General features: G+C 72.2%; 17 protein-coding genes. 11 read left to right on the top strand and 6 right to left on the bottom strand.

What is annotated here, in order from left to right; all coding sequences use genetic code 11:
* Nucleotides 1-6 precede the first annotated feature (6 nt).
* Both CLV43_RS18815 and CLV43_RS18810 read right to left on the bottom strand, forming a co-directional pair.
* Nucleotides 7-648: a response regulator gene (locus tag CLV43_RS18815; RefSeq protein WP_106188512.1), complete on the bottom strand. Its 642-nt coding sequence runs from the start codon at nt 646-648 to the stop codon at nt 7-9.
* A complete protein-coding gene (locus CLV43_RS18810) occupies nt 645-1,793 on the bottom strand; it encodes a sensor histidine kinase (protein ID WP_106188811.1) in 1,149 nt (382 codons plus the stop codon). The genes CLV43_RS18815 and CLV43_RS18810 overlap by 4 nt, the downstream gene beginning before the upstream one ends.
* A gap of 219 nt (nt 1,794-2,012) precedes the next feature.
* Here CLV43_RS18810 and CLV43_RS18805 point away from each other — a divergent pair, with 219 nt between their 5' ends.
* Nucleotides 2,013-2,666, top strand: a complete 654-nt coding sequence (locus CLV43_RS18805; protein ID WP_106188511.1) for a VC0807 family protein — start codon at nt 2,013-2,015, stop codon at nt 2,664-2,666.
* Between the two features lie 105 nt (nt 2,667-2,771).
* Here CLV43_RS18805 and CLV43_RS18800 read toward each other — a convergent pair whose 3' ends face one another.
* A complete protein-coding gene (locus CLV43_RS18800; RefSeq protein ID WP_106188510.1) occupies nt 2,772-5,942 on the bottom strand; it encodes a CHAT domain-containing protein in 3,171 nt (1,056 codons plus the stop codon).
* Between the two features lie 259 nt (nt 5,943-6,201).
* On the opposite strand from CLV43_RS18800, the gene CLV43_RS18790 reads away from it, so the two are divergent.
* The gene (locus tag CLV43_RS18790) at nt 6,202-6,966 is read left to right on the top strand and encodes an ABC transporter ATP-binding protein (protein WP_211304412.1); all 765 of its coding nucleotides are present in this window, start codon (nt 6,202-6,204) and stop codon (nt 6,964-6,966) included.
* An 18-nt stretch (nt 6,967-6,984) separates the two neighbouring features.
* Here CLV43_RS18790 and CLV43_RS18785 read toward each other — a convergent pair whose 3' ends face one another.
* Nucleotides 6,985-7,719 (bottom strand): TetR/AcrR family transcriptional regulator, encoded by a 735-nt coding sequence (locus CLV43_RS18785; protein WP_106188509.1) that lies wholly within the window; start codon nt 7,717-7,719, stop codon nt 6,985-6,987.
* Nucleotides 7,720-7,840: 121 nt separating this feature from the next.
* Between CLV43_RS18785 and CLV43_RS18780 the strand changes: the two genes are divergently transcribed.
* From CLV43_RS18780 to CLV43_RS18755, 6 genes are all read left to right on the top strand, one after another.
* Nucleotides 7,841-9,358, top strand: a complete 1,518-nt coding sequence (locus CLV43_RS18780) for an MFS transporter (RefSeq protein WP_106188508.1) — start codon at nt 7,841-7,843, stop codon at nt 9,356-9,358.
* Complete coding sequence (locus CLV43_RS18775) at nt 9,355-10,467, top strand: SGNH/GDSL hydrolase family protein (protein WP_106188507.1); 1,113 nt, start codon at nt 9,355-9,357, stop codon at nt 10,465-10,467. The genes CLV43_RS18780 and CLV43_RS18775 overlap by 4 nt, the downstream gene beginning before the upstream one ends.
* 134 nt (nt 10,468-10,601) lie before the next feature.
* Nucleotides 10,602-11,867, top strand: coding sequence for an APC family permease (locus CLV43_RS18770; protein WP_106188506.1), 1,266 nt, complete (start codon nt 10,602-10,604; stop codon nt 11,865-11,867).
* A gap of 199 nt (nt 11,868-12,066) precedes the next feature.
* Nucleotides 12,067-13,455, top strand: coding sequence for a ferredoxin reductase family protein (locus tag CLV43_RS18765; protein WP_106188505.1), 1,389 nt, complete (start codon nt 12,067-12,069; stop codon nt 13,453-13,455).
* Between the two features lie 4 nt (nt 13,456-13,459).
* Complete coding sequence (locus CLV43_RS18760; protein WP_106188504.1) at nt 13,460-13,876, top strand: FMN-binding protein; 417 nt, start codon at nt 13,460-13,462, stop codon at nt 13,874-13,876.
* Entirely contained in the window at nt 13,873-14,607 is a 735-nt protein-coding gene (locus CLV43_RS18755; RefSeq protein WP_245886662.1) for an FAD:protein FMN transferase, read from the top strand. Before CLV43_RS18760 ends, CLV43_RS18755 begins: the two co-directional genes overlap by 4 nt.
* Before the next feature lie 22 nt (nt 14,608-14,629).
* Here the strand turns inward: CLV43_RS18755 and CLV43_RS18750 are convergent, their stop codons facing one another.
* Nucleotides 14,630-15,751 (bottom strand): AraC family transcriptional regulator, encoded by a 1,122-nt coding sequence (locus CLV43_RS18750; RefSeq protein WP_106188503.1) that lies wholly within the window; start codon nt 15,749-15,751, stop codon nt 14,630-14,632.
* A 34-nt stretch (nt 15,752-15,785) separates the two neighbouring features.
* On the opposite strand from CLV43_RS18750, the gene CLV43_RS18745 reads away from it, so the two are divergent.
* From CLV43_RS18745 to CLV43_RS18735, 3 genes are all read left to right on the top strand, one after another.
* Nucleotides 15,786-16,760 (top strand): aldo/keto reductase, encoded by a 975-nt coding sequence (locus CLV43_RS18745; protein ID WP_245886659.1) that lies wholly within the window; start codon nt 15,786-15,788, stop codon nt 16,758-16,760.
* Nucleotides 16,761-16,825: 65 nt separating this feature from the next.
* Nucleotides 16,826-17,278, top strand: a complete 453-nt coding sequence (locus CLV43_RS18740) for an STAS domain-containing protein (RefSeq protein WP_106188501.1) — start codon at nt 16,826-16,828, stop codon at nt 17,276-17,278.
* 39 nt (nt 17,279-17,317) lie between these two features.
* Nucleotides 17,318-17,782, top strand: coding sequence for a hypothetical protein (locus CLV43_RS18735; RefSeq protein ID WP_106188500.1), 465 nt, complete (start codon nt 17,318-17,320; stop codon nt 17,780-17,782).
* Between the two features lie 67 nt (nt 17,783-17,849).
* Here the strand turns inward: CLV43_RS18735 and CLV43_RS18730 are convergent, their stop codons facing one another.
* Nucleotides 17,850-18,458: a TetR/AcrR family transcriptional regulator gene (locus tag CLV43_RS18730; protein WP_106188499.1), complete on the bottom strand. Its 609-nt coding sequence runs from the start codon at nt 18,456-18,458 to the stop codon at nt 17,850-17,852.
* Nucleotides 18,459-18,540: the final 82 nt, after the last annotated feature.

The raw sequence follows: 18,540 nt of genomic DNA, 5'->3' as shown, positions 1-18,540 counted from the left end.
GTCAGGTCATCCCGAACCGGACCGGTGTCGAAGCGCGTACCGGACGGCGTCGGCGCGGGAGTGGAAACCGGCCTTGGCGAACAGGTTGTTGATGTGCGTCTTCACCGTGGCCTCGCTGATCACCAACCGGGAGGCGATCTCCGGGTTCCGCAGCCCGTCCCCGATCAAGCCCAGGACCTCCAGCTCACGACCGGTCAGCCCGAAGTCGTCCCCATCGGGCTGTGACGCCGTCCGCGAGGCGAGGGCGAGCAGCCGCCGCTGGACCTCGGGGGAGAGCACGGCCTGCCCCTGGGCGGCAGCGCGCACGGCCTGCAGGATCGTCTCGCGACCCGCCTCCTTGGTCAGGTACCCGCTCGCCCCCGCCTGCAGCGCGGCCAGGATCGACGAGTCGTCGTCGAAGGTCGTCAGGACGAGGACGGTGGTGGCCCGGTCCGAGGCGTGGATCCGGCCGGTCGCCTCGACGCCGCCCATGACCGGCATGTTGAGGTCCATCAGCAGCACGTCCGGGTGGTGCCGCGCGGCGGCCTCGACGGCTTCCGCGCCGTTGGTCGCGGTGGCCACGACACTCACGTCCGGGGCGAGGTCGAGCATCACCGCGAGTGCCTCGCGGACGGTCGCCTGGTCGTCGGCGACCACCAGGGTGATCATCGGGGCAGCTCCAGTTCCACGGTCCAGCCGCCGTCCTGGGCGGGCTCGGCCTTCAGCGTGCCACCGAGCAGGGCGGCGCGTTCGCGCATGCCGACCAGGCCGACACCGGTGCCACCGGCCGGCTCGCCGCCGCGTTCCGCGGTGGCGGGCCCGTTGTGCACGGTCAGGGTGACGCGGTCGTCGACGAACGCCAGGCGCAGGGTGCGGGGCGCGCCCGGAGCGTGCTTGGCGGTGTTGGTCAGGGCTTCCTGCGCCACGCGGACCACCGTGTGGGCCGCTTCGACGCCGACCGGCGCGACCTCGCCGTCGATCGCGAAGTCCACCGCGTTGTGCTCGGCGAGGCGGCCCAGCGTCTCCGGCAGGGGCAGGGTGCTCTCGCGCAGGGCGTGCACGGCCCGGCGGGTCTCGCTGATGCTGTCGACCGCCAACGCGCGAGCGCGGCGGACGGCGGCGGCCGCCTCCTCGTCGCAGCCGTTGCCGCGCAGGGCGTCGGCCATGTCCAGCTGGAGCGCGATCCCGGACAGCGAGTGGCCGAGGACGTCGTGGATCTCGCGGGCGATGCGGCCGCGCTCCAGCAGGGCCGCCTCGCGTGCTTCGGACTCGCTCGCCCGCAGCGCCTCCTCCGCGGCGCGTCGCGCGTTGCGCAGGGCGTCGAGCCGGGCGCGGTTGGCGATGCCGCCGTAGACCGGCAGGCCCACGGTCAGCGCGATCCACCACGGCCATTGCGGCGTGGCGGGCGCGAGGTGCCCGACGACCAGGGTCGCGCAGGCCGCGACCAGTGCGCCCGCCGCGGCCAACCAGGTGGCCGCCTTGCGCGAGACGAGAACCCCACCGGCCGTGGCGGCCGCGCTGTAGGGGAGCAGCACCGCCGTCGTCGCGTGCGCGAGCGGCAGCAGCAACGCGCCGAGCAGCATGTACGCGGTCATCGCGACCAGCAGACGACGTCCGGTCAACCACCGCCAGGGCAGCAGGACCCCGACCGCGGTGATCGAGACCAGGACGAACAGGGGCAGCGCGACCGCCGGGAGCACGACACCACCGGGCCACCGGACGACGGTGACGGCGATCGAGACGAGCACGAGGAACGGCAGGACCAGTCCCTCCCGGAACCGGCTTTCCACCGCGGTCGTCTCGAACCTGGTCACGTCCACCAAGGTACGGCCGACCGGACCCGACGTCCTGCGGCACGCGCTGTAGTCCGGGTGGAGAACTTCCTCCACCCGAACCTACGGCGCTCACCCCACGACGGGAAGCCGCAGGCTCCGTAACGTCGGCGACGACCGGAACAGGACGCGTTCTCCAACCGGAATCCCTTTCACGGCAAGGGAAACGCGATCCCACCACGACCACCTTGGGGAGCACCCATGCCTTCGACCTCGTCCGATCACGCCACCACCGTGAGCCGCGAACCCGCCGGTCCGGCCGCACGCGGGCTGGTCGGCGTGCTGTTCCTCGACATGGGGCTGTCGGTCCTCGCCTACTTCGCCGCCGAACTGCTCGGTGCCAGTACGTACGTCGCCCTGCTCACCGGGACCGTCGTCGCCGGACTGCGGGTGCTGTGGGTGGCGGTGCGGCAACGCCGACTGGACCCGTTCGCACTGTTCCTGCTCGCGATGTTCGGTGTGGGCTTCGCGTTGACCTTCCTCACCGGCGACGCCAGGTTCATCCTCGCCAAGGACTCGGCGATGTCCGGTGCCGCGGGCCTGGTCCTGGTGGTCAGCTGCCTCGTCAAACGCCCGATCGCCTTCTACGCGGCCCAGCGCTTCGCCCGGTCCGCCGGACCGGCGCGGCACGAGGAGTTCGAGGCCGCCATCCGAACCGGTGCCCTGCGCGCCCGCTGGGTCCGCGTCTCCCTGGTCTGGGGGTTCGTCCTGCTGGCCGAGTCCGGACTCCGCGTCGCGGCCATCTACCTGCTGCCGATCGGCGCCGCGGCCAACTTCTCCCAGGCGCTCATGGTCGTCGTGTACGCCGGACTGATCCTGTGGACGGTCGTCACGAGCAGGAAGTCCGCTCGATGAAGGCCCGGCTGCTGCTGCCGACAACGCGGAACCCCAACGCCCGCAAGCAGGCCGGCGTTGCCGTGACCGATGTGGACGGACGACAGGTGCGGGAGGAACCAGGTGTCAGTCGCCGGAACCGACGCACAGGAACGGTCTGCGCAGCGGGTCCACCGCGACGATCCTGGCGAGCGTCCTGCTCGGTGCCTCGCCGGCGGCCAAGGCGGTGTGCAGTTCCCGCATCACCGCGAACGTGGTCTGCCGGGCGACCTTCGTGACCGCCACGACGACCGTCCGCACCCCGGCGACGAGCAGGCCGTTGGCGAACCCGAGCGCTTCCTCGTCGGACACCCGCTCGCCGATGCCCTGCAGCACGACCAGGTCCGGTGGCTCCTCCAGCTCGCCGAAGTCGTGGGCGAACAACGCGCCGTCGGCGAGCACGACCCTGGAGAACACGAAGTTCTCCGGCTCGTGCTCCCGGCGCGCCACCAGGTGCAGGAAGTGCGCTCCGTCAGCGCGTCCCAGCACCGCCCGCACCTCCGGGGCGACGATGTCGGCACGGGGGTGGAGGTCCACGAGCTCGGGGACGTTGGTCTGGTCCGCGGTCATGTCCGGCCCGATCACGAACACGCCCCGGTCGGATGAGCGCGGTGCGGCACGACGGCGCCGCGCGTCCGACCACGAGGTGACCGACGGGGCGACGACCAACGACCGGCCGTGCAGCGACGGCAGTGCCGACCAGGCGACGCCCGCGAGCGGTTCGGCGGGGACGACCACCAGGTCACGATCCCCGAGCAGCTCCAGCAGCGGCACGACCACGTGCTCGTCCAGGTCCACCGCGGACTGGACGACCTGCGCGGAGGTCAGCCCGACCACCCGGTCGGAGAGGAAGTCCACCGCCCCCGAGACGGAGTTCATGTCCGCCCGCAACAGGTCGGTGTGCTCGATCACCCTGCCAGGGTCCAGGTCGACGACGTGCACCCGACCGTCCACCACGACCGTGGCGATCAGCCGGTCCGACGTCGCCGCGTACCCGATCAGGGCGCGCCCGCCGAGCTGCTCCGCGACCACGTCGAGCCGCGCGACCCGGTCGTCCTGGGCGAACCCCTGCCGTTGCGGGCGGAACCGCTCGGCGATCTCGAAGACCCGCGCCGCGTCGTCGGCGCGCAGCGCGATCCGGAGTGCCAACGCGCGCAGAGCACGCCCGTACAGGGTGCTGGCGGGCTGGCCGCCGATCCCCGCGGCCCGGCCGTCGGACCGGCCCGCCTCCGCGTAGCCGTCGACGGCCAACGCGATCGCCACCTCGGGCTCGCCCGCCTCCTCCATCAGCTCGGCCTCGCACAGCACGTGCAGCAGGCGCTGTTCGGTGGGCGTGCTCACCATCGGCGCGGTGACCTCCTTGAGCAGGGCGTCGGCTCGGCCGAGCTGTCCGGCCGCGGTCGCCACCCGCACGCCGAGCAGCCGCGCGTAGTCGGCCTCGTCGCCCATCCCCAGCTCGTCGAGCCTGCGCGCGGTCGACAGCGCCTTGTCGATCGTCCGGTTCGGCGAGGTGGTCGAGGTGTCGACCGCGCTGGTGCACACCGCGGTCAGGTAGGTCAGCGAACAGGTCGCCGCCGACCTCAGGTCCTCGCGCTTCTCGAACACCCGCTCCGCGGAACGCGCGAGCCGGATGGCCTGGGCGTGGTCGCCGCAGGCCAGGGCGGCGACCGCGGTGAGCCGGTGCACCTCGGCCAGCTCCCACGTCAGGTTCGCCTGCTGGAAGTCGTCGCCGAGCAGCCGCAGCGTCCGCAGCGCACCCGCGTACAGCCCGGCCGCGACCTTCGCCTCCTCCTCGTCCAGCCGGATCCGGTACGAGTAGCGCCGCTGGGTCTGCCGGAACACCGGCGCCGCGGCGGCGTGGTGGCGCAGCGCCCCCGGCAGGTCCCCGGCCGCGCGGGTCAGGACGCCCAGGTCGTGCGTGAGGTACCCGACGTCCTCCGCGGCGGTCCCGTGGTCGCGCGCGTGGTCGAGGACGGCCTCCAGGTTCAGGCGCTCGGTGGCGAACCACGTCCGGTCCGGCCTGACCCCACCGGTCGGCGGGGACGTCGCGCGCCGGTGGCTCTGCCTGCCACCGGTCACCAGCTTCACCGCGTACGCGCTCAGCCGCCGGTAGTGCCCGAACAGCCGGGAGAACGACTCCGTCGTCTCGGCCCCGGTGAAGTGCTCGGCCGCCAGATCGCGTGCGTAGGCGGCGAGCAGGTCGTGGGCGCGCAGCCGCCCGTCCGCGACCTCCTCGACGAGGTGCACCCGCACCAGGTCGTCGACCGCCCGCCGCACGTCGGCGGCGGGCAGGTCGGCCAGCGTGGCGATCGCGGGCACGTCGTACTCGCGGCCGGGGTGCAGCCCGAGGTAGCGGAACACCAGGCCGCACCGCTCGTCGAGGGTCTTGAGCGACCAGGAGAACACCGTGCGGATGCTGTGCTCGTCGTCGGCCACGCCCAGCAGCCGGTGCTCGTCGGCCAGCTCCTCGGCGAGGTCGGCCAACGGCGTCCGCTCCCGCACCGCCGCGATCTCCGCGGTGATGCCGAGCGCGAGGGGCAGGTTCGCGCAGCTGCGCACCAGCGCTCTGGCCGCGCCCGGCTCCTCGTCCACCTTCGGCCCGACCGTCGCCCGCAGCAGCCGCAACGCGTCCTCGAGCGGCAGCAGGTCCAGGTCCACGCCGTGCGCCCGGTAGCGCACGCGCAGGGTGGACATGCGGTCCCGGCTGGTGACGAGCACGAAGCACGAGGTGCCGCCGGGCAGCAGGGGCAGCACCTGGTCGACCCGGCCGGCGTTGTCCAGCACCACGAGCAGCCGCCGCTCGGCGAGCAGCGTGCGGTAGCGGGCGGCCCGTTCACCGCCGTCGCTGGGGATGTCCGTGACGCCGAGGGCGCGCAGGAAACCGGCCAGCACGTCGTCGGGTGACAGCGGCGGTTCGCGGTCGTAGCCGCGCAGGTTGACGTAGAGCTGCCCGTCGGGGAACTCCTCGGCCACCCGGTGCGCCCAGTGCACCGCCAACGCGGTCTTCCCGACACCCGCGGTGCCCGAGACCGCGGAGATCACCGCGCCCGACGTACCGCGCCGCAGCTGCGCGTCCAGCTCGTCGAGCTCCCGCTCGCGGCCGGTGAAGTTGCCGATCGACATCGGCAGCTGCCGAGGACGTCGCACGGGCGCGGTACCGGTGACGGTCACGTCGCCGTGGACGTCGCGCACCTGCACCACGACTCCGCTGGTGTCGGAGACCGCGTTCGAGTGCCCGGCCCCACCGTCCCCGTCCACCCCGACCTCCGCCCGGCTCACCGAAGGCACACACGGTAGCCGCACCCGTGGAACTGATCACGCTCCGGTCATGGGCGCCAAGCGGTGCTGCTGGGCTTCCTCCGACCCGGTGACCGCCTCCCGCTCATCCGCGAGGTGGTCGAGGACCTGGCGATCAACCCGAACACCGTCGCCAAGGCCTACCGGCCGGTCTCGACGAGCAGGCGGTCAACGCCCTCTTCACCTCCGTCCACCAGCAGACGCGGAACGAGGGCGTGGCGTGACGGCGACCGGGCTCGCGCTGCGCACCGACGGCGTGGGCAAGCGCTACCGGAAGGGCTGGGCGCTGCGCGACTGCACCCTGGCCCTGCCCGCGGGCGGCGTGATCGCCCTGGTCGGGCCGAACGGGGCGGGCAAGATCACATTGCTGCGCCTGGTCGTCGGGTTGCCGGCACCGAGCACCGGCACGGTGGAGGTCCTCGGCCGCGACGCCACCCCGCACACCCTGTCCCGGATCGGGTTCCTGGCGCAGGACCACCCGCTGTACAAGCGCTTCACCGTCGCCGAGACGCTCCGCTTCGGCCGGGCCCGCAACCTGCGGTTCGACCAGGGGCTGGCGAAGCTGGGCATCCCGCTCGACCCCAGGGTAGGCACGCTCTCGGGCGGGCAGCAGGCCCAGGTCGCGTTGGCCCTGGCCCTGGCGAAGCGGCCTGACCTGCTCGTCCTCGACGAGCCGGTGGCCGGCCTCGACCCGCTGGCCCGGCACGAGTTCCTGCAGGTCCTCATGGGCGCGGTGGCCGAAGGCGGGGTGACAGTCCTGTTCTCCTCCCACGTCGTGCACGAGCTGGAGCGCGTCTGCGACCACCTGGTCGTGCTCGACCAAGGCCGGGTCACGCTCACCGAGCGGGGCGTCCAGCGGTTCGGCGTCTACCGCCCAGCCGACCGGTTCTGGCCGTTCCAGCTCGTCGAGGCGGCCCTGTTCGTCGCCGTCGCGGCGATCCTGATCGGTGTGGTGGTGTGGCGGGTGCGGCACCGCGTGATCTAGGGCCGGAACGACAACCGGTCACGGTGGTGGTCGACGCGACGGTCGGTTCGCCGACGGTTGTGCGAGGCCGTCGAGCATCAGGGTGATGGTGAAGTCGAAGCGGTCGTGGGCTTCGCCCGCGGTGAGCTCGGCGGCGTGGCGGGTGGTGTGGGGGAAGGTTTCGGGGGGTAGGGCGGTGAAGCGGCGGGTGAGCTCGTCGCGGTCGTGGCCCCAGACGGGGTCGTTCCGGGCGGCGCGCTGGTCGGCGATCGACAGCTCCAGGCAGTAGGCGGCGACGTAAAGCAGGAGGGCGTCGCCGGCCCAGACGGCGGCCTGCGGGGTGACGTCGCCGGCGAGCAGGATCGCCAGCATCCCTTCGCCGACGCGCACGATCTCCAGGTCGGTGGGTGCCATCGCGAGCGCGGCTCGGGAGATGCCGGGGTACTTCAGGTACTGGTCGCGCATCTGGGCGCACACGCCGTGGATCTGCTCCTGCCAGGCGGCCGGGTCGGGGTCGGGGAGCACGAGCTGGGTGCAGAGCCGTCCGATGAGCAGTTCGTCGAGGTCGGCCTTGTTGACCACGTGGTTGTAGAGCGAGGCGGGTCCGGTGTCGAGCGCGGTCGCCAGCCTGCGCATGGTCAGCGCCTCGTAGCCCTCGGCGGCGATGACGCCCAGCGCGGTGTCGACGACCTGCTCCACGGTTCGGCGCCGCGGCTTGGGGCCGTCGGGGGTGGGGTGCAGGTGGCGGGCCGCGCGTCGCTCCTTCGGGTTCACCCCACCACCATAACTGGATACGAACGTTGTTCGTATCCAACGTTGACACGAACGGTGTTCTCAAGATAGGAACTGTGTTCGTGACTACACGATCAACGTTCTCGCATCCGAGAGATCGCTCATGAACAAGCGAAGTGGGGCGAACCGCTGGCTGGCGCTCGTCGTGCTGGGCCTCGCCCAGCTGATGGACGTCCTGGACTCCACCATCGTCGCCATCGCCCTGCCCACCATCCAGCACGACCTCGGACTGCCCGCCGACCACCGGCAGTGGCTGATGACCGGTTACGCGCTCGCGTTCGGCAGCCTCCTGCTCCTCGGCGGCAGGCTCGCGGACTACTTCGGGCGCAAGCGGGTGTTCCTCATCGGCGTCGGCGGGTTCGCCGTGGCGTCGGCGGTCGGCGGTGCCGCCGGGGACTTCACGACGCTGCTGGTCGCGCGCGTCGGACAGGGAGCGTTCGCCGCGATGCTCGCGCCGGCGGCCCTGTCGCTGCTGTCGATCACCTTCGCCGACGACGCCGAGGAACGCGGCCGCGCGTTCGGGATCTTCGGCGCGATCTCGGGCGCCGGTGGCGCGGTGGGGCTGCTGCTGGGTGGTGTCCTCACCCAAGGCCTGTCGTGGCGGTGGTGCCTCTACGTCAACCTGGTCATCGCGGCGGTCGCGTTCGTCGGCGGGCTGCGCCTCCTGCACGACGGCGACCGGCCGCGTCGGGTCCGGCTCGACATCAAGGGCACGCTCGCCGTGGTGCTCGGCCTGGTCGGGATCGTCTTCGGTCTCGGCACCGCCGAGGCGAACGGCTGGCACGACGTCCGGACGCTCGGACCGGTGGCCGCGGGCGTCGTGCTCATCGCCGTCTTCGTGGTCGTCGAACGCCGCACCGCCCACCCGTTGCTGCCGCTGCGGGTGGTCCTGGACCGGGTCCGGGGAGCGGCGTACCTGACCTTGGGCATCGCCGGGATCGGGATGTTCGCGGTCCTGCTCTTCCTCACCTACTACCTCGAGAACACGCTGGGCTTCACCCCCGTCCAGACCGGCCTGGCGTTCCTCCCGATGATCGGGTTGGTCATGGCGGGGGCCGTGTTCTCCGGGGCGGTGCTCCTGCCGCGCACCGGGCCCCGGCCGCTCGTCCCGGTCGGCTGCCTCCTCGCCGCGGTCGGCATGGTCGTGCTCACCGGGATCGGTGCCGGGTCGACCTACGGCGTGGACGTCCTGCCCGCCCTGCTCGTCACGGGGGTGGGGTTCGGGTTCATCTTCGGCCCGGTGCAGAACGCCGCGACCAGCGGTGTCCGGCCGCACGACGCCGGAGTGGCCTCGGCGCTGGTGACCACGGCCCAGCAGATCGGCGGGTCCATCGGGATGGCGGTGTTCAGCTCGCTCACCACCACCGCGGTCGCGAGCTACCTCGCGGCGCGTCCCGCGACCGCCGCGCAGCCCGTGACCATCGCCGAGGCGACCTTCGCCGGTTACCACCTGGTGTTCCGGGTCGCGGCGGCGGTCTTCCTGAGCAGCGCCGTACTGGCCGCCCTGCTCTTCCGGAGCGGCCCCCTCCCGGTCGACGCGGGCCACGCCGCCGACCACGACCCGCTCGTCCCGCAGTCCCCGGCGACCACCGCCGACCACGACAAGGAGCGCACGGCATGACCCACCACATCCCCCTGCCCGACACCAGGGTCGCGGTCCTCGGCGCGCTGGATCTCGAACGCACCCCGGCCGGCGTGCGCCCGCGACGGCTCCCCGCCTGGACCCGGCCGCGCCTGCACCACGGCTTGCTGGACCTGGTCGTCGCGCAGGCGGCCGGGGTCCGCCTGCGCCTGCGCACGGCAGCGCGGTCGCTGGCGCTGGGCGTGCACGTCACCGTGCCGGAGATGGACGGCAGCCCGCTGCCCGCTTCGTTCGACCTCGCCGTCAACGGCACGGTGCTCAGCCGCGTGCAGGCCACGGCGGGTGACGTGCTCAGCTTCGGCGCCGACCTCGCCGACGTCCGGCTGAGCCCCGGCCACCCCGAAACCGTGCGTTTCGACGACCTGCCCGGTGGCGAGAAGGACGTCGAGATCTGGTTGCCTCACGGCGCGACGGTCGAGTTGCGCACGCTCGACTCCGACGCGCCGCTGCTCGCGCCGACCCCGCCGCCCGGCCTGGCGTGGACGCACTACGGCTCCTCGATCAGCCACGGCCTCGAGGCGCCCGCCCCGACCCTGACCTGGCCCGCCATCGCCGCTCTCACGACCGGCGCGGCGCTGACCAACCTCGGTTTCGGCGGCAACGCCATGCTCGACCCGGAGGTCGCCCGCGCCATCCGGGACACCCCGGCCGACCTGATCTCGCTCAAGGTCGGGATCAACATCGTCGGGGACGCGGCGATGCGCGAACGCACCTTCGTCCCCGCCGTGCACGGGTTCCTGGACACGATCCGCGAAGGCCACCCGGACACGCCGGTCGTGCTGGTCTCGCCGACCTCCTTCGCCGACCTGGAGACCACGCCCGGCCCTGTCGGGCTCGACGAGGAGACCGGCCGCAAACGCGCCTTGGGTTCCGCGGGTGCCGGAGCGCTGACGCTGACCGGTGTCCGCACGCTGCTCGCCAAGGTCGTCGACATCCGCGCGGACCCTGCACTGCACTACCTCGACGGACGGGAGCTCCTCGGGCCGGACGAGGCCAGGGCGCTGCCCGACGGCCTGCACCCCGACCCGGCCGCGCACCTGCGGATGGGCGCCCGAGCCGTCCGCCTGATCCTGGGGCCCCACCTGTGATCGGCCACCGCGCCCAGCTGGTGGTCTTCGCCTAGGAGCCTGGTGACGACCCGCAAGCCCTGACCTCCACCGCCCTGCCCGGATATCGTTCGCCGACAACGGGTTCCGGGTGTGGTGTCGGGGAGACAGGTCTCATGAGCGGTCCACCGTCGGGCGCGGACGTTCCGGACGGGCTGCGTCGGGGACTGGGCGTCACCGACGCCGTGGTGATCGGCCTGGGCGCGATGATCGGCGCGGGGATCTTCGCGGTCCTCGCGCCGGCGGCGAAGGTGGCGGGTTCCGGGCTGCTGCCGGGTTTGGCGCTCGCCGCGGTGGTGGCGTACTGCAACGCCACGTCGTCGGCCCGGCTAGCGGCCCGCTACCCGGCTTCCGGCGGTACCTACGTCTACGGTCGCGAGCGGCTGGGCGACTTCTGGGGCTACCTGGCCGGATGGGCCTTCGTGGTCGGCAAGACCGCGTCTTGCGCGGCGATGGCGCTCACCGTCGGCCTCTACGCCTGGCCGGACCACGCGCACTCGGTGGCGGTGGCCGCGGTGGTGGCGGTGACCGCCGTGGACTACGCCGGGGTGCGGAAGTCCGCGCTGGTGACCCGTGTGGTCGTCGCGGGCGTCCTGGCGGTGCTCGCCGCCGTCGTGGTCGCCGCCCTCACCTCGGAGCAGGCCGACGCCACCCGGTTGGGCGTCGGCGCCGACGTCACCGCCGTCGGGGTGCTCCAGGCGGCGGGGCTGCTCTTCTTCGCCTTCGCCGGGTACGCGCGCATCGCGACCCTGGGCGAGGAGGTCCGCGACCCCGCCCGCACGATCCCGCGCGCTGTACCGATCGCGCTCGGCACAGCACTTCTCGTCTACACCGCCGTGGCCGTCTCCGTCCTCGCGGTGCTCGGGCCGCAGCGCTTGGCGGACACCACGACCCCGCTGTCGGACGCGGTCCGGGCCGTCGGTGCCGGGTGGCTGGCACCGGTCGTGCGCACCGGCGCCGCGGTCGCCGCACTCGGGTCGCTGCTGGCGCTGATCCTCGGAGTATCGCGGACGACCCTGGCCATGGCCCGCGACCGGCACTTCCCCCGCGCACTGGCCGCGGTGCACCCCCGGTTCGCGGTGCCCCACCGCGCCGAGCTCGCGGTCGGCGCCGTCGTGGCGGTGCTCGCCGCGACCGCGGACCTGCGTGGTGCGATCGGCTTCTCCTCGTTCGGGGTGCTCGTGTACTACGCGATCGCCAACGCCTCCGCCCTGACACTCGGCCGCACCGAAGGACGACCTCCGCGCGGCGTGCCGGTCATCGGCGTGCTCGGATGCCTGCTGCTGGCCTTCGCCCTCCCGGCCGGGTCGGTGGTCTCGGGCGTCGCCGTCCTGGCGGCGGGCGGAGCGTTCTACGGCCTTCGACGGGGGATCACCTCCTAGGCACGGCGGCGACGGTCGCGCGGGAAGCGGTTCGCCGTTGGTCCGGGGGCGCACAGCGGACTCACAGGTTGCTCATGTGCGGTACACGGGTTCACCAGCGAACTTGGTGGCGAAGGCCGATCCGGAGGAGTGCCGATATGGACCACGTCGATGCCCTGCCATGCGATCGTGGCGGCGTACACGGCCCGAGGAGACCGGCATGAGCCTGGGGCTGACCGGACCGCCCGCGACCGCGGTTCCCACCGGTGCGCGGCTGGACGCGGGTGTCCGGGTCGCCGCGGGTGTCGTGCTGTGGGCGGGGCTGCTGCTGGTCGTGTACTGGTGGGTGGTCGGTGGTGGGATCGCCGACCTCACCGAGTGGGCCGACGGGCTGACGTCGGCCGGGCGGCTCACCGGGCTGGTGTCGGCCGACCTGCTGCTGGTCCAGGTGCTGCTGATGGCCAGGCTGCCGGTGCTGGAGCGGGCGTTCGGGCAGGACCGGCTGATCGCGTTGCACCGGGTCGTCGGCTTCACGTCGGTCAACTTGATGTTCGCGCACCTCGTGCTCATCACCTGGGGCTACGCGGCCGGTGAGCTCCTGCACGTGCCCGCGACGTTCTGGGAGCTCACCACCGAGTACCCCGCGATGCTGCTGGCGGTGGCGGGGACCGCGTGCCTGGTCATGACCGCCGTCACCAGCGTCAAGGCGGCCCGCGCCAAGATCCGCTACGAGTCGTGGCACCTGCTGCACCTCTACGCCTACCTCGGTGTCGGGTTCGCGCTGCCCCACCAGCTGTGGACCGGCCAGGAGTTCCTGGCCTCGACCGCGGCCACCGCGTACTGGTGGTCGCTGTGGGGCGCGGCGCTCGGTGCCGTGCTGGTGTGGCGGATCGGGATTCCGTTGTGGCGCAACGTCCGGCACCGGCTGCGGGTCACCGCCGTGGTGCCGGAGGGCGACGGCGTCGTCTCGGTGCACCTCACCGGACGGGCGCTGGACCGCTTCCCGGCCAAGGCGGGCCAGTTCCTCCTCTGGCGGTTCCTCGACCGGGAGGGCTGGACCCGCGGCCACCCGTACTCGCTCTCGGCGGCCCCGGACGGGCGCAGGTTGCGCATCACCGTCAAGGAGCTGGGCGACGGCAGCCGGGAGGCGCGGTCGATCCGCCCCGGCACGCGGGTGCTGTTCGAAGGCCCGTTCGGCAGGCTCACCGCCAGGGCCCGCACCCGCTCGGGCGTGGTGCTGATCGGCGCGGGTGTCGGTATCGCGCCGCTGCGCGCGCTCGCCGCCGGGCTCGACTACGCCCACGGGGAGGCGGTCGTGCTGCACAGGTTCACCCACCGGCCGCTCTTCGCCGACGAGCTGCGCCAGTTCACCGAGCGCCGCGGCCTGCGGGTCGTGGACCTGCCCGGCCACCGCCGGTCCCCGGACTCCTGGCTCGGCGCGGGTGTGCCCGTGGACGACGTGACGGCCTTGCGGACGTGGGTTCCCGACATCGCCGACCGCGACGTCTACGTGTGCGGACCGGAGCAGTGGGCCGAGTCCGTCCGCCGCGCCGCCACCGCCGCGGGCGTGCGTCCCGACCGGCTCCACATCGAGAAGTTCGCGTGGTGAGGACATGAAGCGCATCGTCATGTGGCTGCTGGGCACGATCACCGTCGTCGTGCTCCTGTTCGGCTACCGCACCTCCCTGGCCGGACCCATGGCCGCCACTGCCGTGCGGTCGCCGACCACGCCGGGGACGGGCGGGACCGCGGACTCGCGCACGGTGACCGGGCCGTCGGTCGACACGCGGTGGGGTCCGGTGCGGGTCGAGGTGACCATCAGCGGGGGGAAGGTCACCGCGGTCACCGTGCCGGTCTACCCGGACGGGAACCGCAAGGACCAGGAGATCAACGCCCGCGCCCTGCCCATCCTCGTCCAGGAGGCGCTGGACGCCCAGAGCGCCGACGTCGACATGGTCAGCGGCGCGACGGTGACGAGCGAGGGGTACGTCGAGTCGTTGCAGGGCGCGCTGGACGAGGCGGGACTGTGACCACCCGGTACGTCGAGCACGTCATGGGGCTGCCCATCAGCCTGGCGCTGCGCGGCGCGCACACCGCCGACGGCCGGGCCCGCGCGGCGTGGGCCGAGGTGGTGGAGTCGCTGCGCCGGGTGGACCGGGTGTTCAGCACCTACCGGCCCGACTCCTTCGTGTCCCGCCTGGGTCGCGGTGAGGTGGACGTGGCCGACTGCCCGGCGGAGGTCGCCGAGGTGCTGGCGCTGGGGGAGCTGGCCGAGCGGCGGTCCGACGGCGCGTTCCGGGTCCGCCGGGACGGCGTCGGCCTCGACCCCAGCGGTGTGGTCAAGGGGTGGGCGGCCGAACGCGCCGCCGTGCACCTGGAGGCGTTGCAGGACACCGACTTCTGCCTGTCGGCGGGCGGCGACCTGCTCTGCCGCACCCTCGACCCGGACGCCGACCCGTGGCGGATCGGCATCGAGGACCCGCACGACCCGACCAGGCTCGTCGCGGTCGTCCCGGTGTTCACCGGCGCCGTGGCCACCTCCGGCGCCGCCCACCGCGGGCAGCACGTCGTCGACGCCCGCACCGGCCGCCCGCCCACCGCCGTCGCGTCCGTCACCGTGGTCACGGCTTCGTTGACCTGGGCCGACATCGACGCCACCACCGCGTACGCCCTCGACCGCGACGCCGCGTCCTGGCTGAGCGGCCAACCCGGCCGCCGCGGTCTCGTGGTGTGGTCCGACGCGACGACCACGCGCGTGTGAACGGCGTGGTCGCGGTTGGTCATCAGCCCTGCCGGGACTCCGGGTGGTGGGTCCCGGACGGGACCACCGAGGCGGGACTGCCGGACCCGCGGTCTTCCGGCCGTGCGTGCAGTGCGGCGCGGAACTCCCGTGGTGACGTCCCGACAACGCGCCGGAAAGCCGTGCTGAACGCGCTTTCGGACTGGTACCCGACGGCCTCCGCGATGGCGGTGAGGGAGTCGTTCGTGCGCAGCGCGGCCCGCGCCAGCTGCATCCGCCATTCGATGAGGTGATCCAGAGGAGGCCTGCCCACCCTGCTCCTGAAGGTCGTGGCGAACGTCGACCTCGACATCATCGCGATCTTGGCGAGCTCTTCGAGGGTCCAGCGACGGCCCGGTTCGGCGTGCACGGCGCGCAACGCCGCCCCGATCCCGTCGTCGGTCACCGAGGCGAGCCACCCCATGGGCTCGTGGGACGAGGTGGCGTGCGACCTCAGCATGTGCACCAGGAGGATCTGGGCCAGGTGCTCCAGGACAAGGGATCTGCCGGCTTTCCGCGCCTCCATCTCGTGGACGAGGATGGTCGCGATGTTCCAGAGCAGTCTTCCGTCGGCGTCGTCGGCCTTGACGAGCAGAGCCGGGGGCAGCGAGGAGAACAGGGTCGACGCGTCGGAGTCCTGGAACTCGAAGTCGACGCTGCACGTGTACGTGACGGTGCCCGACGAGATTTCCTTTCCACCAAAGGGAATCTCGTGGTGGAGCGACCCGCGTGCCGCCTCGATCGAACTGCCGAGGCCGTAGAGGGGCGGGTTCCCGAGGAGGTAGAAGTCGCCCGTGCTCAGGAAAAGGGGGTCCATCCCGTCGACGCACAGCCAGCATTCGCCTTCCACGACCACGCCGAGCTTGATGTGCGGGAACGGCGAGAACCGGGCTCCCCACGGCGCCGTCGCGCGGAACGGGACGGGAGCGACGGTCCGGGGTCGCGCCAGGGTCAAGGCGTCCCGGAAGGGGTCGTGTGCGCCGAGGACGACCTCCGTGCTGGACGATCGGTGAACATTGCTGGACTCCACGTTATGGACTGTACGCCCGGTGATCAGAACGATGGTGGCAGGCGGCAGGTGTGAAGAGCCTGCTCGCGCCGATCGACACCAGGAGTGGAGACGCATGCGATACCGATTTCTCGGACGATCAGGGCTACGGGTGTCGGAGCTGTCGTTGGGGACGGGCAACTTCGGGATGGGCTGGGGGCACGGGGCTCAGGTGCCCGAGGCTCGGGCGATGTACGACGTCTACCGGGAAGCGGGAGGGAACTTCATCGACACCGCGTCCAACTACCAGGCGGGGGAGGCCGAGGAGTACCTGTCGGACATCCTCTCCGCGGATCGCGAAGACGTTGTCCTGTCGACGAAGTACACCATGGGGACCTCGACGGGCAGCGGCCTCCAGGTGACCGGGAACAGCCGCAAGGCGATGGTCCAGTCCCTGGAGCAGAGCTTGCGCCGACTGGGGACCGACCGGGTGGACGTGTTCTGGGCCCATGTGGCCGATGGCTCCACGCCCATCGAGGAAGTGGTGCGGGCCTTCGACGACCTGACCCGCGCGGGCAAGATCCTGTACGCCGGTCTGTCCAACTTCCCCGCATGGCGGGTGGCGACGGGAGTCACCCTCGCCCAGCAGCGGGGGTGGGCCCCGCTCGTGGCGATCCAGACCGAGTACAGCCTCGTCGAGCGCGGTGCCGACCGGGAGCTGGTGCCGATGGCGGAGGCGTTCGGCCTGGGCGTCCTCGGTTTCACGCCTCTCGGCGGTGGTTTCCTGACGGGCAAGTACCGGCGAGGGGAGACGGGTCGCGCGCAGAGCTCGATCAGCCAGTTCCTCCACCGGGAAAACGACCCCGTCAAGGGGAAGGTCCTGGACGCCGTCGAGAGCGTCGCCCGCGACCTCGGCACGACTCCGGACCGGGTGGCGATCAGGTGGTCGATGTCCAAGGGGGTGATCCCCATCGTCGGACCGAGGAGCGTGGACCAGCTCACGTCCAACCTCGCGGCCGGTGAGCTGGACATCTCCGCGCGTCAGCTCGAGTGGCTGGACGAGGTGAGCGCGCCGCGGTTGGGATACCCCCACGGACTGTGGTCGGAGCCCGAGCCGGTGCGGAGGAACCGGTTCGCCCAGGCGTAGGGAACCGCGGTCGACCGTGCCGTCGGCATCGTGGTGTGCGGTGGATTCCCCGCCGGTGTGATGGGATGGACGATGTGGACACGGGGACGAACGTGTGGACGCGGGTCGCGACGCTGCCGGACCGCCGGGCGGTGGTCGTGTGGATGTGGGGCGAGGTCGACCACGTCACGATCGACTCCTTCCGGTGGGCGGTCGACCAGGGTTTCGTCGCGGCCGCGGCTACCCGTCCCACCCGTCCCAGTCCTGGTAGTCCCTTGCCGACACCGGCCGAGGTGCTGGTGCTGGAACTGTCGAAGATCACGTTCTTCGGCTCGCTCGGCCTGATGGCGTTGCTGCAGGCCCGCGAGCGAGCCGCCGAGAACAGGCTGCGGCTGGTCGTCGCGGTCCCGTCCGGTCACCTCATCCGGGGGATCACGCGGATGACCGAGGTCGACCACGACGTCGAGCTGGCCGAGTCGGTCGACCACGCGCTCGCGACCCCGTCCCACGGCCGGCACGGCAGGCCGGATTGCCGATAACCGGTCCAGGTGACCGGGGCGGGCCCTAGTCTGCTGATCATGGGACTGGTGCCGTTGCAGCGGGCGTCGCTCGTGGTGATCATCGTCGACGCCGTCGTCATCGCGTTCGGGTTCGTGACCGGCAGCGCGTTGTTGCCGCGCCCGGCGAACCTCGTGCTGGCGGTGATCTCCATGGGCCTCTTGGTGTCGACGGTGGTGTTGGCCAGGGGCGGGTACAACTTCGAGCACCCGACGCTGCCCGCGTGGGCGGTCGTGGTGGGGGTGATCGCGTTCTTCGGCGGGGCGTTCCTGTTCGCGTTCCCGCTGCTGACCGAGCCCGCCTCGGGGAGTTTCGAGCACGAGAATGGGAAGTACCAGGAAGTGGAGGACGGCGTCGTCGTCCGTGAGCTGACCGAGGAGCAGTACGACGCGGGGCGTGCCGCGGGCCAGCGCGGGGCGGCAGGCCTCGCTCTCGCCTTCGCCGGAGGCACGTTCCTCTACGCCGGGATCCGCCACCGCAAGTGAGGACGCCCGCGCGGAACCGGCGGACCACTGGTCGGGGCTGATCCGCCGACGAGGGAACCGGGTCGGCTCAGTCGACGGCCTGGCCGCGGCCCGCCCGCAGGATCTCGTCGGAGAGCTCGGGTTCGACCTGGCGCACGGCCCTGGCGAGCACGAGCGCGCCGACCATCTCGCTGAGCAGGCGCATGGCCTTGTGCCGGGCCTCGTCGGGGTCGAGGTCGTGGCCGTTCTCCTCGGCTTCGCGCAGGAACTCGGCGGCGAAGCCGGTCAGGTAGCCCTCGACCCCGGCGGCGTACGCGCTCTGCACGGCTTCGCTGTGCCGTCCGGCGTCGGTGACCAGCGAGGCGGAGGGGCAGCCGCCGTCCGGGGCGTCGCGGTGCGCGGTGGACAGGTAGCCGTCCACGACCCGCTTCAGCGCGGAGCCGTCCTGGTGAGGACCGTCGTCGACGATCTGGGCCAGGCTCCCGTGCGACGCGGCGAACGCGGCTCCGCACACCTCCACGACCAGGTCGTTCTTGGAGGCGAAGTGGTTGTAGAAGCCGCCGTGGGTGAGTCCGGCCTCCTTCATCAGCTCGGCGATGCCGACCGCGTCGACGCCCTGCGAGCGGAACATGCGGCTCGCCGCTTCGAGGATGTTCTGCCTGTTGCGGGCCTTGTCCTCCTTGGTGATCCGCGGCATTGCCGTCCTCTCGCGCGCTCCGGATTTGACCTTTTCGATGACGTCTCTCATTATAGCAATGGTTCCGATGATGCCCATCATT

Source organism: Umezawaea tangerina (assembly GCF_003002815.1).
Taxonomy (GTDB): Bacteria; Actinomycetota; Actinomycetes; order Mycobacteriales; family Pseudonocardiaceae; genus Umezawaea; species Umezawaea tangerina.
This window is presented reverse-complemented; position numbering and strand designations above follow the sequence as displayed.

What these genes read in the sequence shown, in the direction of transcription:
- CLV43_RS18765 (WP_106188505.1), top strand. Translation starts at nt 12,067, where the DNA reads ATGAGCCTGGGGCTGACCGGACCGCCCGCGACCGCGGTTCCCACCGGT.
- CLV43_RS18770 (WP_106188506.1), top strand. Translation starts at nt 10,602, where the DNA reads ATGAGCGGTCCACCGTCGGGCGCGGACGTTCCGGACGGGCTGCGTCGG.
- CLV43_RS18805 (WP_106188511.1), top strand. Translation starts at nt 2,013, where the DNA reads ATGCCTTCGACCTCGTCCGATCACGCCACCACCGTGAGCCGCGAACCC.
- CLV43_RS18730 (WP_106188499.1), bottom strand. Translation starts at nt 18,458, where the DNA reads ATGCCGCGGATCACCAAGGAGGACAAGGCCCGCAACAGGCAGAACATC.
- CLV43_RS18760 (WP_106188504.1), top strand. Translation starts at nt 13,460, where the DNA reads ATGAAGCGCATCGTCATGTGGCTGCTGGGCACGATCACCGTCGTCGTG.
- CLV43_RS18775 (WP_106188507.1), top strand. Translation starts at nt 9,355, where the DNA reads ATGACCCACCACATCCCCCTGCCCGACACCAGGGTCGCGGTCCTCGGC.
- CLV43_RS18740 (WP_106188501.1), top strand. Translation starts at nt 16,826, where the DNA reads ATGGACGATGTGGACACGGGGACGAACGTGTGGACGCGGGTCGCGACG.
- CLV43_RS18750 (WP_106188503.1), bottom strand. Translation starts at nt 15,751, where the DNA reads ATGCGTCTCCACTCCTGGTGTCGATCGGCGCGAGCAGGCTCTTCACAC.
- CLV43_RS18735 (WP_106188500.1), top strand. Translation starts at nt 17,318, where the DNA reads ATGGGACTGGTGCCGTTGCAGCGGGCGTCGCTCGTGGTGATCATCGTC.
- CLV43_RS18815 (WP_106188512.1), bottom strand. Translation starts at nt 648, where the DNA reads ATGATCACCCTGGTGGTCGCCGACGACCAGGCGACCGTCCGCGAGGCA.
- CLV43_RS18780 (WP_106188508.1), top strand. Translation starts at nt 7,841, where the DNA reads ATGAACAAGCGAAGTGGGGCGAACCGCTGGCTGGCGCTCGTCGTGCTG.